The sequence below is a fragment of the Bacillus sp. FSL R5-0820 genome (genome assembly GCF_038593385.1).
Taxonomy (GTDB): domain Bacteria; phylum Bacillota; class Bacilli; order Bacillales; family Bacillaceae; genus Bacillus; species Bacillus altitudinis.
Genome location: NZ_CP151991.1, coordinates 685,782 through 701,867 on the forward strand (window position 1 = coordinate 685,782; position 16,086 = coordinate 701,867).

Sequence of the window (16,086 nt, forward strand, 5' to 3'; positions counted from 1 at the left end):
TAAAGGTTGTTAGTGGTGAAAATAGATTGCATAATGATAATAGGATGATGATGAATGAAACGTGCTCGAATTATATACAATCCGACATCTGGACGTGAACTCTTTAAGAAGAATTTACCGCAGGTTTTGCAAAAATTTGAACAGGCTGGCTATGAAACATCTTGTCATGCGACGACATGTGCAGGAGATGCAACACAAGCAGCCGAAAAAGCCGCACAGAGAGATTTTGATTTAATTGTAGCAGCTGGTGGAGACGGCACGATTAATGAAGTCGTCAATGGATTAGCACCGCTTGAAAAAAGACCAAAATTAGGAATCATTCCAGTTGGAACGACCAATGACTTCGCAAGAGCACTTGGCATTCCAAGAGAAGATATTTTAAAAGCGACAGATGCCATCATTGATGGTGTAGCAAAGCCGCTTGATATTGGTAAAGTGAATGGACAGTATTTCATTAATATTGCGGGAGGCGGCCGATTAACAGAGCTGACCTATGAAGTGCCTAGTAAGCTGAAAACCATGCTAGGACAACTTGCGTATTATTTGAAAGGCATGGAGATGCTTCCTTCCATTCGCCCGACAGAAGTCGAAATTGAATATGACGGCAAATTGTTTCATGGAGAAATCATGCTGTTTCTTGTTTCACTAACAAACTCAGTAGGCGGCTTTGAAAAGCTCGCACCAGATTCCATTCTAGATGATGGGATGTTTGACCTGATCATTCTAAAGAAGGTCAATCTAGCAGAAGCCATTCGAGTGGTCAGCCTTGCACTCAGAGGCGAGCATATTCATGATAACAATGTCATCTACGCAAAAGCGAATCGCGTAAAGGTAGATGTAAAAGATAAAATGCAATTAAATCTAGATGGCGAATACGGCGGCATGCTGCCAGGTGAATTTGAAAACTTGTATCGCCATATTGAATTTATTGTGCCAAAAGCAACAGCTGAAAAAATAGGGTGAAGACTGAACTTGGTTCCTTATGGCGACCAAGTTTTTCTTTGCAAATGAGGTGATAAAATTGGTGAAAATGAAACCGCCTGTTGAAAAGAATGAATACTACAATGTAACCTTCGAAGATTTAACGCACGAAGGTGCAGGAGTAGCGAAAATTGAGGGTTTCCCTGTGTTTGTACCGAATGCCCTTCCTGACGAACAAGGGAAAATCAAAGTCACACGTGTCAAAAAAGGATTTGCTTTTGGACGACTCATGGAGCTGACAAAGAAAAGTCAGCACAGGCAAGATGCGCCATGTCCTATCTATAAGCAGTGCGGAGGCTGTCAAATTCAGCACATGAGCTATGAAGGCCAGCTGCTTTTTAAACAGAAACAAGTAAAGGACGTATTGGAGCGGATCGGCAAGCTTGATATGAGCCGTGTAAAAGTTCATCCTGTACTCGGCATGGAAGACCCTTGGAATTACCGAAACAAAGCACAAGTACCAGTTGGCGAACGGGAAGGCGGACTTGTTGCAGGATTTTATCAGCAACGTACCCATGAAATCATTGATATGGAAAAATGCTTGATCCAGCAATCAGAAAATGACGAAGTGGTACAAGCAGTAAAAGACATCTGCAATGCGTTTGGCATCAAAGCATATAACGAAGAGCGGCATAAAGGCTGGCTCCGTCATGTCATGGTTCGCTACGGCATGGCAACAGGTGAAATGATGGTTGTGTTTGTCACAAGAACGTCTGATTTTCCGCAAAAGCAACAAGTGATTGAGCAGATTATAGCACGCTTCCCACACGTTCGGTCAATTGTGCAAAACGTGAATTCAAAGAAGACAAATGTCATTTTCGGAGACGAAACGACCGTTTTATGGGGAGAAGAATACATTTATGACACGATTGGCGACATCAAATTTGCTATTTCAGCCCGCTCGTTTTATCAAGTGAATCCAGCTCAAACAAAGGTGCTTTACGACAAAGCCCTTGAATATGCCGAGCTGCAAGGAGAAGAAACCGTGATCGATGCGTATTGCGGAATCGGTACAATTTCCTTATTTCTCGCACAAAAAGCAGGCAGAGTATATGGCGTGGAAATTGTGCCAGAAGCAATTGAAGATGCAAAACGCAACGCTACCTTAAACGGGATTGACAACGTTGAATTCGCAGTCGGCGAAGCAGAAATCGTTATCCCAAATTGGTACAAAGAAGGCATCAAAGCAGATACGCTAGTGGTTGATCCACCAAGAAAAGGCTGTGACGAAGCACTGCTTGATACGATTTTAAAGATGAAACCAAACCGTGTTGTATATGTGTCCTGTAATCCAGGGACGCTAGCTCGTGATTTGCGTATTCTTGAAGATGGTGGGTATGTGACGGAGGAAGTGCAGCCAGTGGATATGTTTCCGCATACGAGTCATGTGGAGTGCTGTGCGTTAATTGAACTAGTTGACAAATCCTAAGTTAAACATGTTTTTTACATGTATAATACTCGGATGTGGATTTGAAATACTAACTTGATATTTGTTTAAACATAAAAAGCAGACGGTTTAGAAGTGCGATAATGCACCTTTAATGGCCGTCTGCACCCATGAAAAATGGATTGTTAAAAATGAGGTGGTTCCCAAAGAACCTAAGACATCGTTAAACAAAAAGGCAAAAAGTAAATAAATAAGTAGTTATACTTAAAGATTAACACACACTTTTTCTTATTCGAATTACTGGATTGACTCCACATGCATCATTTTTTAATCCTACCATCGAAAACCTCCTGAAAATTAAATGAAATTTTAGAAAGTCATCCATATTGGTCTACTTATATGTGTTATAATTTATTTTCATATTATTACAAAATTTGTTAATGATTATTGTTTTAGGTGATATAATAGTGATTATGTTTAGGTTAAGTTGAGGTGTTTAAATGATTAATAAATTGAAAATCAAGAATTACAAATCTTACGAGGACTTTGAATTAAATTTAAATCCTGATTTAAATATTATCATTGGAGATAATGAAACTGGTAAATCAACACTATTAGAAGCTATAAATTTAGCTTTGACAGGTCAATTGAATAATAGGCTGCTTCACAACGAATTAAGTCCATATCTGTTTAACATTAATAGCGTAAGATCGTATTTACAGCAATTATTAACAAATCCACAAGCCGAATTACCTAAAATCAATGTTGAATTATATTTTGATAACCCAAACAACATATACAGTGAATTAAAAGGCACAAATAACTTATTAAGAATTGATACTCCAGGGGTCTCTATAAGCATTGAATTTGATTCAACATACCAAGCTGAGTACGAAGCTTATATTCAAGATGTAAGTACAATTAAAACGTTACCAATTGAATATTACAAAGTAGTTTGGCGATCTTTCGCTGGGAATAGTCTAACTTCTAGAAGTATACCTGCCAGATCTACATTAATAGATACATCCACTTCGAAATATCAAAATGGTACAGATATATACCTGCACAAGATTTTAAATGACTCCTTAGAACCTTCACAACGCACTGAATTAACTGTTCATTATAGAAAGTTAAAAGAAACGTTCTCAGAAAACCAATCCATTTCAACAATAAATAAAAATTTAAATGAAAAGAAGGGAGATATTACTGATAAAAATTTAAATGTATCGGTCGATATCTCGAGCAAATCTAATTGGGACAAAATTATTACTGCATATTTAGATGAAGTTCCATTTGATTACATAGGGAAAGGCGAACAAAGTGCTATTAAAATGAAATTAGCATTAGAAGCAAATAAAGATGTAGAAGCGGTAGTCTTAATTGAAGAGCCAGAAAATCATTTATCACTTTCAAATTTAAATAAATTATTAAACGTAATCAAAACTAAGAATAAAAATAAACAATTAATAATTACAACGCATAGTAGTTTTATTTTAAATAAATTAGACATTGGAAAGATGATTTTACTATCAAACGATAAGAAAATTACAACATTCAATGATCTTGAAGAGGAAACTAGAGAGTTCTTTATTAGGTTGCCTGGATATGATACGCTGCGCCTTGTTTTAAGCCGAAAAGTTATTTTAGTAGAGGGGCCATCTGAAGATTTAATAGTACAAAGAGCCTATAAAGATTTGTATGGGAAATTACCTTTAGAAGATGGTGTGGATGTATTTTGTATAGATGGTTTGTCCTTTAAAAGGTTTATAGAGATATCCGCTAACCTTCAAAAAGAAATAACGATAATTACAGATAATGATGGAAACATTGAACAAAATATTCATAAGAAGTACGAAAAATATTCATCAAATAATTTAGTGAAAATCTACTATGGTTCAGATGAAACGCTAAAAACACTTGAGCCAAATATTGTTGAGGCAAACGAACAAAATCTATCAATAATTAAAGAGATTTTAGCTCATCCTGAATACACAGATGAACGTTTGTTAGAGTATATGCTAAACAATAAAACAAAGTGTGCATTAAAGATATTTGAATCTGATCAAATTATTCAAATGCCGAGGTATATATTAGATGCAATTGAAGAATAAAGTAATTGTCGCAGCTGCTGGTTCCGGAAAAACAACATATATAGTGAAAGAAGCTCTTAATAATACTCCCAAAAAGACTTTGATTGTTACTTATACTAATAAGAATCGTGAAGAGATTGAGAAAAAAATTATAGAGTTATATGGATTTATACCAAATCATATTATGGTGAAAAGCTGGTATACATTTTTATTATCCGACTTAATAAGACCATATCAAAATTTCGTTTATGAAGAATTTATAGAAGGTGTATATTTCCCTGCAGGACCTATTAATAGATTTGCAACGAAAACTAACATTAAGGCTTATTTTTTAAATGCAAAAAATGAGGTTAACAAGGATAGACTTTCTGAATTAGCAGAGTTAATTGCGCAAAATACTGAGTATAAGAATATTAATCGTATTAGCGAATTATATGACTCTATTTATATAGATGAAGTACAAGATATGGCTGGCTATGATTTAGAGATATTTAATTTTTTAATGCATTCTACTATAAATGTATTATTTGTAGGTGATATTAGACAAGCAACTTATGCTACAAATAATACTAATAAGAACAAAAAATATAAAGGCATAAATATTATTGATTACTTTTTAGAAAGAACAAACATCTGTGAGGTTGATCAAAGTTTAAATATTAGCCACAGATGCAATCAGTTGATATGTGATTTCGCTGATAGTTTATTCGAGAGTATGGCTAGTACGGTATCAACAAATGAAGAACGAACTGGACACGATGGCGTATTTATTGTTCATCCAAATAATCTGGAAGAGTATATTCAAAGATATAATCCACAGTGTTTAAGATACAACGCTAGAACTGTCTTACCCAAAGCGATTAATTTTGGGGATTCAAAAGGTTTAACATTTGATAGGGTGCTTATAAAACCTACGGTTAAGATGGAGAAGTATATGGAATCTGGGGAGTTAGATTTAGATGAAACTACTTTAGCTAAATTTTATGTTGCTCTAACAAGGGCTAAATATAGTGTAGGAATTATTAGTGCAACTGAAAAAGTTAAGATAAAAAACATTTGTAATTTTAAGGAATGAAGCATTTTAAATAATTACGATAAGGTGATATAATGGCCAAACCTAAAAGCTTTGAAGAATTTTATTATAGTAAGACGGGTAGGACCTGTAATGTTAAAGATGTAGTGGATTATTCAAAAAAAAATCACGGTAATTACACTCCTTTTGAAGGGGCTATGTTTTGTCCAGAGTGCGAAAAAGCAGAATTGTTTTTAGTGAGAGAAACGTCTGGTAAAAGGGCGCATTTAAAAAAGAAACCGTCATCTTCTCATGACGATACTTGCTCATATATATACGAATATGCTTCTAAGACAACTATTCAAAATTATGTTAAAGGATTAACTAATAGTCAAATCCAAGATAAGTTAAATTCTATTATGCATATTTTATTTAAAGTGAAAAATCAAAAATCTAATATCTTAATTAAAAAAAATATCTCTAATAGTAAAAACAACTCTAGTCCAATGTTAATTCCTGAAGTAAAAAAAGATGTTATTGAGTTAAAATCACTCAGAAGAAAAAGCTTATCGAGTTGGATTGATGAGTCTGATGGAACGAATCTTTATTTATTTTATGGGGAAGTAAAATTAGAGGTAGTTGAAAAAGAAAAAGTAAATGATGATGGGGAAAGTTACAAATATTATCTATTAAAATTATGGACTTTGAATAAACTTGGGCAATGGAAATATAGAACACAAATTTACAGAGGGGGAAATAAAGACGTAGTTGATATTAATAAAGTACATAGAGTTGCAATGATAGGTAATCTTAATTTTAAATGGAAACGTTGGCAAATTGATTTAATTAATCAATCTGCTATACGTATAGAACATATGAAAATAATATAAGAAAATTCCGAGTGGAATTTATAAATGCTATAAGAGAAAAAGCTTTTTCAAAGTCATATACAAATTATCTAGTCCAATATAAACTAGACGTCTTGATTATATGAATGAACATGTGACGTCTATCTTGGATACAGCTGTACTCTTTAATCTGCCTTTTGATACCACGCTTTGGAACTGGAAGCGCATCTTGGAAACACAAGGAGTAGACGCCCTTCAATCTAAGAAAAAGGGGCGTCCGTCTATGAAAAAGAAAACTGGAAAACAAGAAATAATGAAAGGATTAATGGAAGCGTTACAGGCAGAAGTAGAACATTTGCGCATGGAAAATGAGTATTTAAAAAAGTTGAATGCCTTAGTTCAAAACAAGGAACAATCACCAAACAAGACAAAGCGCAAGTAGTCTACGATTTAAGGTATCAGTATCCGGTGAAATTACTTCTTAAGCTCGCATGTATTCTGCGCAGTATTTACTAATACTTGATCAAGCATTTAGCTCGTCCTGATCAGGATGTCGAACTGAAAAAGATGATTCAAACCATTTATCAGGAACATCAAGGACGTTATGGATATCGCCGGATTCGTGATGAACTAATCAACCGGGGACAAAAGGTGAATCACAAAAAAGTCCAGCGCATCATGAAAGCTCTAGGACTAAAATGCTGGTCCGAGTGAAGAAATATCGTTCATACAGAGGCACAGTGAACAAAATAGCGCCTAATATTTTGGCTCGTCATTTTCAAGCTGATTTAGATCTATTTAATGGTGAAATCATTACCTATACAGTCGGTTTAAGACCTGTTTATTCGTCCCAACGATGCTTCATCAGGCGTTCAACCGTTTAGATGAAGAGGAGAAACTAATGATACATTCTGATCAAGGATGGCATTACCAAATGAAGCAATTTAGACACGCCTTAAAAAGCGTGGGATTACACAGAGTATGTCCCGAAAAGGGAACTGTTACGATAACGCAGTTATCGAGAACTTCTTCGGTATCTTAAAGTCTGAATTTCTATACCTAAAAGAATTTGAGAACATCGAACACTTCAAGCAAGAACTTGAACAATATATTGACTACTAAAATCACACACGTATAAAGACCAAACTAAAAGGCATGAGTCCGGTACAATATCGAACTCATGCCCCCCGAAAGCTGTCTCATAAAAAATCGCGTCTTTAGGGGGTCCTCCAAATCAGGATTTTTTTTTGTAGTCTTTAGTCATAAAACCAATATTTTAATGATCAAATCAGCATTAAACCCTACTTCATCACCAAATTCCTTTTTTGCAATTTTGCCTAGTTCATATTAAAGTATATAATGATAAAAATTGCTGAAAGAATTTACAGAGGGACATGCCCTTTAGGCGCTATGTCATGAGAGGAATTGGATGAAAGATGAGTAAAAATTTCTGGCGTGATTTACCACGGCCATTTTTTATATTAGCACCAATGGAAGAAGTGACAGATGTTGTGTTTCGTCATGTTGTGAGTGAGGCGGCGAGACCGGATGTGTTTTTTACAGAGTTTACGAACAGTGAGAGCTACTGCCACCCTGATGGTATTCAAAGTGTGAAAGGCCGTTTAACGTTTACAGAGGATGAGCAGCCGATTGTTGCTCATATTTGGGGAGACAAGCCTGAGAACTTTAGACAAATGAGTATTGGAATGGCGGAGTTAGGATTTCAGGGGCTTGATATTAATATGGGTTGTCCTGTCCCAAATGTCACGCAAAACGGGAAGGGTAGTGGATTGATTCTTCGTCCAGATGTTGCCGCAGAGCTGATTCAAGCGGCAAAAGCAGGGGGATTACCTGTTAGTGTGAAAACAAGACTAGGGTTTACAGAGGTCGATGAATGGCGTGGTTGGCTCAGACACATTTTGGAGCAAGACATTGTGAATTTATCGATTCACCTTCGCACAAAAAAAGAGATGAGCCAGGTGGATGCGCATTGGGAGCTCATTCCTGAGATTAAGAAATTGCGTGATGAAGTAGCACCAGATACGCTTTTAACGATCAATGGTGATATTCCTGATCGTCAAACTGGTTTAAAGCTCGCTGAGCAGTATGGAGTGGACGGTGTGATGATTGGGCGTGGGATTTTCCATAACCCATTTGCTTTTGAAAAAGAGCCGAAGGAGCATACGAGTGATGAGCTGCTAGGTCTTTTAAGGTTGCATCTTGATCTTCATGATCAATATTCCTCATTAGGCTTGCGTCCATTCAAGGCACTGCATCGTTTCTTTAAGATTTATGTAAAAGGATTCAGAGGAGCGAGCTTCCTAAGAAACCAATTAATGAACACATCATCAACAGATGAAGTGCGTGCAATGCTAGATGAATTTGAGGCGAGAAATCAGGAACAATCATAATCAACAAGAGGAGGGGAACCCTTCTCTTTTTTATGAATAGGACTATTAAACTAGTTCTCTCAAATGGTAAAATGAGATAGAAATAACAATTTGAGGTATTTTATTTGAAACCATTTTGGGACACAAATGAATTCAAAATGAGATTTTATTAATTTTGATTTTTTTCTAGATTGTCGATATAAAGGTTGGAGGTGAAAAAAATGACTAGAGATTACGGAGAATCTAAATACGTTTCAAATTATCTTAGTGCTAGGTATGGAGAAATTTATGAGTTGAATTTTAAAGACCAAAAAGAACTGAGAGAATCAATAATACTAGATCATGATAAGTCTGAATTAAAAAGAATGTTAAGACGTTCAGAATCTCAAATTAAAAGGGCCAAAGATATACAGCCTCTCCATAATATTGTTTTCAACTTTATAACAGTACTTTTGCCAGTATTAACTACAGTTATAATTGGAATGATTACTGTGACTTTTACTATGTTTAATACCCTTCTTAAAAATCATTTAGGGGAAGAAAAAATAAGTAAAGATGAGCTATTTGAATGGTTAAAGAGTCTAGACCCTTCACCGGTCTTTCAACTTTCACTCTATATGATTTTAATTGCATTTGTGATACTTGGCGTATTTTACATTCTTTATGTGAGGAATAGAGAAAAAAACATGGATAGAAGATATTATTTAAGTGACTTACTTAAAGATTGTATTATTGAATATAATAAAATCAGTAATGAAAACAGGCGTATCTAAGTTGAAAATTTCATATATAAACACCTTAAGTTTATTAGACATTAGTCATATTTAACATAAGGTGTTTACTATAGTTTATAACTTACTCCGCACTCTCCTCAACATCACGGCTATCTTCTGTTTCACCAATATAAATAGGACCGTTTGCATGGTCGATTCGGATTGGCCATTCGTATGGGACTTGCAGGCGTCGTGCGATGGCTCTCCAAAACTTTGCAGAATCAAATTCTATTTCTTGAAAGTCTTTAAGCAATTCTTTATAAGAAGATCCATCAAATTGAATGTACGAGTCTTGCAGACGCATAAAGGCGTAATGTCTCACTTCTAATGCTGCCGCAGCCTCCATTTCTTCTTCTGTTGCTTCGCCAATGATTGTTCCTGCGGGTGGAAGCATGTCGTATACGTTAAATTCCTCTTCTTCTTCGTGTGCTGCATTGTGCTGTTGATCTGACATTTTTTTCACTCCTTCTAGTCTTCATCAAGCTTTTATTCGTGCTTACTTCTATTATCGGAAGGAAATGCGAAATGTGGAATGAAAAAAGAAGCAGATCCACAATACTTGCTTTTTCTTCTTGAATCTTTTATGATCATTTACAGATATAAAAGGTCTACAATAGATAGAAAGGAATGTTTCTATGAAATATTCTAAAGCGACCAACTATGCGCTTCATACGATGGTATTTTTAACCCTTGCACCAAAGGGGAAAGCAATAGGCGTTGAGCCTCTCGCCAAGATGCAAGATCTTTCACCCACTTATTTATCCAAAATTTTAACAAAGCTTGTGAAGGCGGGATTGATTGAATCAACACCTGGCGCAAAAGGTGGTTACACCATTCTGAAAAAGAAGGAGGACATTTCGTTTCTAGACGTCATTCAGGCGGTAGAAGGACAAACCCATTTATTTCGTTGTTCTTTAGAACATGATTCTTTCATGCCTCACGATGGCTGTTTGATTGAACAAGTCATGCAGGATGTTGAAATGAAAATGCAGGAGACGTTAAGTCAAAAGCGGTTAGTTGATATTGCAAGCCAAATAGAGCAGACAGAAAAAAATCCATTTTTCAACATGTGATTTTTTTGAATTAATTATAGATATTAAGAGTCTTTAAAGTCTTTGATAAAAGGGGAGATTTATATGTTATTAGATTGTGCCATTATTGGAGGCGGGCCAGCCGGATTAAATGCAGCTCTTGTTGTGGGGCGGGGCAGAAAACAGGTCATGGTATTCGATGATGAGATGCCAAGAAATCGAGTGACTCAGGAATCACATGGATTTATTACAAACGATGGAATGACACCGTTTGAGATCAGACAAGCGGGAGAAGCGGATCTTCAAAACTACCCCAATATCCAAATCAAACGAAGCAGAATTGTGGAGATACAAAATCATGAGGACAACTTCGCGTTACTGACACAAGAGGGAGAAAGATTCGAAGCGAAGAAAATCATATTGGCAACAGGACTTCAGGATATACTGCCAGAAATGAAGGGGATTCATGAAGTGTATGGAAAGACGTTGTTTAGCTGTCCTTTCTGTGATGGCTGGGAGCTAAAGGACAAGCCGCTGGCTCTGATTGCTGAGAACCAGCGCGCTTTGCATATGGCGAAACTTCTTTCCAATTGGACAAAGGATTTGATTGTGTTTACAAATGGACAGCAAGTGTTAGCTGAAGAGGAGAAAGCACTGCTATCAGCGCATTCTATTCAAGTCATTGATGTACCAATTGTAGCGATCAATCATGACAATGGGCAGCTTCACTCTCTTCACCTTGCGAATGGGGAAACGGTGAAAAGAGAAGGCGGATTTGTCGCAAGTGATTTCAAGCAGTCAACCCCTTTTGCTGAAAAACTAGGCTGTCAAATGACGAAAAATGGGGGCATTGAAACAGATATTCTTGGGCGTACAACCGTCAGCGGTATTTTTGCATGTGGTGATAATTTAGGCGGGCCTGCTCAGCTTGTTCTTGCAGCAGCAGCTGGAAGTCAGGCAGGAATGGGCGTGATTCATGAACTTGTGCAGGAAGAGTTTCAACAAAAAACATCTCTGTAAAAAGAGATGTTCAGCGATGAGCGATTTTCCGTTTTGCTAAGACGTGAGCAGTCCATTCAAAAAGTGCGTAGATGACAAAGAAGATCAGGATCCAGCTGCTGACATCGACCCATACATTGTTGATTTGAATGATGTTCGCCTGATCAAGTCCAGCCTGTATCCACATCGTGATCAATGCGGTGAGGAACACCTGTAAAAACCATTTTTTCAATTGGTCACACCTCCATCTCTTTCTATCATATAAGAAATGACAGTTTATTTCCAATTGAATTTCCATCAGTTTCAACGGTAAAATAAGAAATAAAACCAATGGAAGGACATGAGATGAGCGATCAAACCAATCGTTTTTTAAAAAGTCATTTTCCTGAACTTGTCCTCGCGCCGCCTCTTTTTTATAAGTGGCCTTTTGGTCTTCGCTTTGAAGTGGCAGATTGGTCATTAGGAGAAGAATCGGTTGTATTAGAAAAAGCAGGCGATCGGGCTTTAAAAATTATCAGATATGCTTTTGATCCAGAAGACGATATTCTACTTGTCACGGATGTCTATACGCAGCATGAACATGAATTAACGAAGCAAAAGCTCCTAGTTTATCAGAAATATGCCGACCGACAAGTGCGTCATCGATTGCGTCACGAGCGTTTGACCTATATACAACCAAAACAAGAAGAAACAATGAAAATAGAGAGATTTACACTCAAGTGTCAGTTGCAAGATATTCGATTGCGCCCGCTATTACAAGCCATATGCCAAGAGGATTTCTACAAACCGAATCAAATCTTGAAAGGAAAGCTTGGTTATGACATTTATCTCATCAATCTCTCAAAACAGATGATTTTCCACTTATATGATGATCGAGGTTGTGATCTTATTGCGGCAGATCCAGAACATCTGCGTCCAGTTTATGAAGGTTTACAGCACTGGCTCTTAGACTATGACCGTGCTCAGATGGATCAGTTGTTTGCCGGGAAATAAGAAAAACCGCACTTTTGACAAGTGCGGCTTCTTTTTATGCTTCTACTTTATTGAAAAACTGTGGTAAGTAGTCTTTGTGTGCTTCTAGCATTTCATCTAGGATGCTTTTTGCAATGGCATCTGATGGGACGAGCGGATTGATGGTCATGGCGACAAGTGCTGTGTTGTAGTCACCTGTCACGGCTGCTTCAGCGGCTACACGTTCAAAAGATTTAATTTGAGAAATAAGTCCTTTGACAGCGACCGGCATTTCACCAACAGCGATTGGTTTTGGGCCGTCTTTTGTGATGACACAGTTCAGTTCAACGGCAGAATCATTTGGAATGTCACTGATGGCGCCATTGTTGATGGTGTTTACAGGCTGAATGTCATGCTTGTCGTTATAAATGGATGCGATTAAGTTACATGCTGCATCACTGTAATAAGCACCGCCTCGTTTTTCAAGCTGTGGTGGCTTAATATCAAGATCAGGATCTTTGTAAAGCTCGAACAGGTCATTTTCTAGTGCACGGACGACTTCTGCACGAGTTCCCTCATTCGCTGCTGCTTTTTTCTCTTCAGCCAGCATATCACTTGTTTTGTAATAGTAGCGGTGGTACGGACAAGGAATCACACCAAGCCCTTTTAAGAAATCTGCATCCCACGGAATCGCTTGAATGTTGTTCATGGACATGGTGGAGTTTGGATCTGCCATGTCTTCGATCACTTGATCCATGATGCTTTTGCCATCTAAGAACACGTTCAGTCCAAAGACCATATGGTTTAATCCAGCAAAGCTGACTTCGACTCTGCTTGCGTCGACATCAAGTCCTTTGGCGATGCCCATGCGAATGCCGATTGGTACGTTACATAAGCCAACGACTTTGCGGTGGTTTGAATAGCGAAGTACGGCTTCTGTGACCATACCAGCTGGATTTGTGAAATTCACAAGCCAAGCATCCGGGCATAATTCTTCAATGTCTTTCACAATCTCAAGAATGACAGGGATGGTGCGCAGACCCTTGAATAGACCGCCTGGACCGTTTGTTTCTTGACCAATGACATCATATTTTAAAGGAATGCGTTCATCCTTCATACGTGCTTCCAGTAATCCGACGCGGAATTGTGTTGTGACGAAATCAGCGTCTACCAGTGCTTTCCGGCGATCTAAAGTTAAATGAACCTCGATTGGAAGTCCCGCTTTTTTTACCATGCGTTTTGCAAGATTTCCGACGATCTCAAGCTTTTCTTTACCTGCTTCGATATCGACGAGCCAAAGTTCGCTAATTGGAAATTCATCGTACCGTTTAATGAATCCTTCGACAAGTTCTGGTGTATAGCTTGATCCTCCGCCGATTGTGACAACCTTTAATCCTTTTGTCATGTTCTGCACCTCCGAATAATGTAACGCACAATGTTATAATAGAGTGAATCAATCTTTTATCATTTGTTTGTACATTTATAGCTTATCGTGAGAGTACCTTGTGCGTAAACGGTTTCAGCGTCTTTAGGCAAGGGTGCCCTATTTAGAGATTTGTTACATAAAAGAAACGTCTTGTGTCATGTTGTTGGAGAAAGGGGAAGTCAGATGTTTTCAAGTGAGGTCATTTCCAGCTTTAATGAACTAGAAAGCGCTTTATACCGATACATTATGGAAAACAGTGAAAAAGTCGTCTATATGAGAATTCGTGATTTGGCAGATGCCGCACATATATCGACCTCATCTGTCCTTCGCTTTTGTCGAAAAGTGAATTGTGAAGGCTTTTCAGAATTTAAGGTGAAGCTCAAAATGTATTTAGAAGCAGAACAAACACCTTCTTTGAAAAGCACGCAGCATTTCCTGTATGAATTTATCGAACGGACACTTAAAGGAGATTTTGAAGAGAAGATTAAAGAGGCAGCGAAGCTCATTGCGGATGCAAAGAATGTGCTGTTTATTGGGACGGGCAGTTCTGGTATTTTGGCGCAGTATGGGGCAAGGTACTTTTCAAGTCTTGAGAAATTTTCATTCTACATCAACGATCCGTTTTTCCCGATGAATATGCAGTATTTAGACAATAGTGTCACCATTGTGCTGTCGGTATCAGGAGAGAACAGTATTACGATTGATCATATTTCGAAACTAAAAAGAGAAGGCAGCACGATCATTAGTATTACAAACAATCAGCACTGTACAATTTCTCGTATTTCTGACTTGAATATTGCTTATTACGTCACAGACGAACGAGTCCATAGAGCCAACATCACCACACAGACACCCGTTGTGTATATCCTAGAAGCAATGGCGCGTGACATGTTTGCGATGTTAAAAGAAAAGTAAAAGAGCCGCTGCCTTAAACAGTGGCTCTTTTTTTCTGCATCATGAAAGCGGTGATGGCAATCCCGGAACAGATGAGTACAAACAGTCCGCCTAACAAATACACAAATCTCGCTCCGAATGTATCCGCAATTAATCCAACAAAGAAAATAGATAAACTGACAGACATAGAAGAGAGCACGTATTGAGCCGAATACACCTTTGATAACTCATGGACTGGTGTTTCCGTTTGGAGAATGGTTTGCTGAGAGACATCTCGAATTTGATAGGCAGGCCCCATTAAAATACAGAGCAGCAATGCAAGCCATGGCAGGCTGTTTAGTGAAAATAGGATCGTCAGCACTGCATAAATAAAAGAGCCCGCTGCCATAAAGAGGAGAAGTTGTTTTTGAATAAACTGACTTAGCCATGCAGCCATGAGTCCGCCTATAATGGCACCTATATAATATGCGGCATTGATATATCCCCACCATTCCGCACCTTCATTTAAAACAAGTGTGACAAAGGCAAGCGTAACTGGTCCGACCCACAAAGCACCTGCAATATTTTCACTAACATCCATGAAAGTCAGGATGCGAACCGTTTTGTTTGTCCAAATGATCTTCCAGCCATCTTTGAACCCGTTCATCTTATTTTCTTTTTGAACCGTGTCTTCTTGCTTGAGTAGAGAAAAAACAGGGATGATCAATAGATAGGACAACACAATCATGAAACAAGAGGCCCACATTAAATAAGATGGACCAATCAACAGGACGAGCATTCCAGTAAACGAATAGCCGGCGATTTGAACAGATTGATAAAAAACGGAGGCTGTACTGTTCGCTTTCACAAGCTGATTTTCTGGCACAAGTATCGGCATGATGGCCTGTAATAAAGGGCTGATGAACCCACCTGTGATGGAAATCAAAACGAACGCACTAAACAGCCAGATCAGGTGCTGCTGAAAGAAATCAAATTGGGTCGTGAATACGACGAGCATTCCAATACGTAAAAGAGGGACCCATTTCAATAGACGCTTGGCTTGAAAGAGTTCTGTCAAAACAGGAGAGAGGAGCCCAGCCAATAGCTGACATAGTGTTCTTATGAGCGGAAATACAGCCGCATAGGCGACAGATTGTGTATCTTGATAAATAACCAATGTGACTGTCATCAAAAATAGAATATCACTTAGCATGAGAAGGCTTTTACTGCCTGTATAACACCAAAACTTATTTCCCATATCCAACCGACTCCTTTTCAAAAACAAGTTCAGTATAGCATGTTGGCGAAGTGTGCAGAGGTTTTCC

At 37.8% G+C, this 16,086-nt stretch carries 15 protein-coding genes and 1 pseudogene; 12 read left to right on the forward strand and 4 right to left on the reverse strand.

Annotated elements, in window-relative coordinates:
- Window positions 1-54: 54 nt before the first annotated feature.
- From NST15_RS03445 to NST15_RS03480, 8 genes and pseudogenes are all read left to right on the forward strand, one after another.
- Window positions 55-963, forward strand: coding sequence for a diacylglycerol kinase (locus NST15_RS03445; protein WP_007496845.1), 909 nt, complete (start codon window positions 55-57; stop codon window positions 961-963).
- A 61-nt stretch (window positions 964-1,024) separates the two neighbouring features.
- The gene (gene rlmD, locus NST15_RS03450) at window positions 1,025-2,410 is read left to right on the forward strand and encodes a 23S rRNA (uracil(1939)-C(5))-methyltransferase RlmD (RefSeq protein WP_206116031.1); all 1,386 of its coding nucleotides are present in this window, start codon (window positions 1,025-1,027) and stop codon (window positions 2,408-2,410) included.
- A gap of 458 nt (window positions 2,411-2,868) precedes the next feature.
- Window positions 2,869-4,479: an AAA family ATPase gene (locus tag NST15_RS03455; RefSeq protein ID WP_017359795.1), complete on the forward strand. Its 1,611-nt coding sequence runs from the start codon at window positions 2,869-2,871 to the stop codon at window positions 4,477-4,479.
- Window positions 4,463-5,533, forward strand: a complete 1,071-nt coding sequence (locus tag NST15_RS03460; protein ID WP_342498858.1) for a UvrD-helicase domain-containing protein — start codon at window positions 4,463-4,465, stop codon at window positions 5,531-5,533. The genes NST15_RS03455 and NST15_RS03460 overlap by 17 nt, the downstream gene beginning before the upstream one ends.
- Before the next feature lie 32 nt (window positions 5,534-5,565).
- On the forward strand, window positions 5,566-6,360 hold the full coding sequence (locus NST15_RS03465; RefSeq protein ID WP_083693056.1) for a hypothetical protein: 795 nt from the start codon (window positions 5,566-5,568) through the stop codon (window positions 6,358-6,360).
- Window positions 6,361-6,395: 35 nt separating this feature from the next.
- A pseudogene (locus NST15_RS03470) lies at window positions 6,396-7,539 on the forward strand (IS3 family transposase); the annotation flags it as partial.
- 215 nt (window positions 7,540-7,754) lie between these two features.
- Entirely contained in the window at window positions 7,755-8,729 is a 975-nt protein-coding gene (locus NST15_RS03475) for a tRNA-dihydrouridine synthase (protein WP_076822801.1), read from the forward strand.
- Between the two features lie 200 nt (window positions 8,730-8,929).
- A complete protein-coding gene (locus NST15_RS03480) occupies window positions 8,930-9,481 on the forward strand; it encodes a hypothetical protein (RefSeq protein ID WP_017360436.1) in 552 nt (183 codons plus the stop codon).
- A gap of 82 nt (window positions 9,482-9,563) precedes the next feature.
- Here the strand turns inward: NST15_RS03480 and NST15_RS03485 are convergent, their stop codons facing one another.
- A complete protein-coding gene (locus NST15_RS03485; RefSeq protein WP_311754486.1) occupies window positions 9,564-9,935 on the reverse strand; it encodes a hypothetical protein in 372 nt (123 codons plus the stop codon).
- 181 nt (window positions 9,936-10,116) lie between these two features.
- Between NST15_RS03485 and NST15_RS03490 the strand changes: the two genes are divergently transcribed.
- Window positions 10,117-10,554: an Rrf2 family transcriptional regulator gene (locus tag NST15_RS03490; RefSeq protein WP_144626158.1), complete on the forward strand. Its 438-nt coding sequence runs from the start codon at window positions 10,117-10,119 to the stop codon at window positions 10,552-10,554.
- 63 nt (window positions 10,555-10,617) lie between these two features.
- Window positions 10,618-11,532, forward strand: a complete 915-nt coding sequence (locus tag NST15_RS03495; RefSeq protein WP_035703587.1) for an NAD(P)/FAD-dependent oxidoreductase — start codon at window positions 10,618-10,620, stop codon at window positions 11,530-11,532.
- 10 nt (window positions 11,533-11,542) lie between these two features.
- On the opposite strand, the gene NST15_RS03500 is transcribed toward NST15_RS03495, so the two are convergent.
- Window positions 11,543-11,743, reverse strand: a complete 201-nt coding sequence (locus NST15_RS03500) for a hypothetical protein (RefSeq protein ID WP_039168553.1) — start codon at window positions 11,741-11,743, stop codon at window positions 11,543-11,545.
- A gap of 113 nt (window positions 11,744-11,856) precedes the next feature.
- Here NST15_RS03500 and NST15_RS03505 point away from each other — a divergent pair, with 113 nt between their 5' ends.
- Window positions 11,857-12,504 carry a DUF3885 domain-containing protein gene (locus NST15_RS03505; RefSeq protein WP_144684832.1) on the forward strand — a complete coding sequence of 216 codons (648 nt, stop codon included), beginning with the start codon at window positions 11,857-11,859 and terminating at the stop codon, window positions 12,502-12,504.
- A 34-nt stretch (window positions 12,505-12,538) separates the two neighbouring features.
- On the opposite strand, the gene NST15_RS03510 is transcribed toward NST15_RS03505, so the two are convergent.
- On the reverse strand, window positions 12,539-13,867 hold the full coding sequence (locus NST15_RS03510; protein WP_135226981.1) for a 6-phospho-beta-glucosidase: 1,329 nt from the start codon (window positions 13,865-13,867) through the stop codon (window positions 12,539-12,541).
- Between the two features lie 204 nt (window positions 13,868-14,071).
- On the opposite strand from NST15_RS03510, the gene NST15_RS03515 reads away from it, so the two are divergent.
- Window positions 14,072-14,803 carry a MurR/RpiR family transcriptional regulator gene (locus tag NST15_RS03515; RefSeq protein ID WP_017366780.1) on the forward strand — a complete coding sequence of 244 codons (732 nt, stop codon included), beginning with the start codon at window positions 14,072-14,074 and terminating at the stop codon, window positions 14,801-14,803.
- Window positions 14,804-14,816: 13 nt separating this feature from the next.
- Here NST15_RS03515 and NST15_RS03520 read toward each other — a convergent pair whose 3' ends face one another.
- Window positions 14,817-16,019 carry an MFS transporter gene (locus NST15_RS03520; protein WP_331833193.1) on the reverse strand — a complete coding sequence of 401 codons (1,203 nt, stop codon included), beginning with the start codon at window positions 16,017-16,019 and terminating at the stop codon, window positions 14,817-14,819.
- Between the last annotated feature and the right edge of the window lie 67 nt (window positions 16,020-16,086).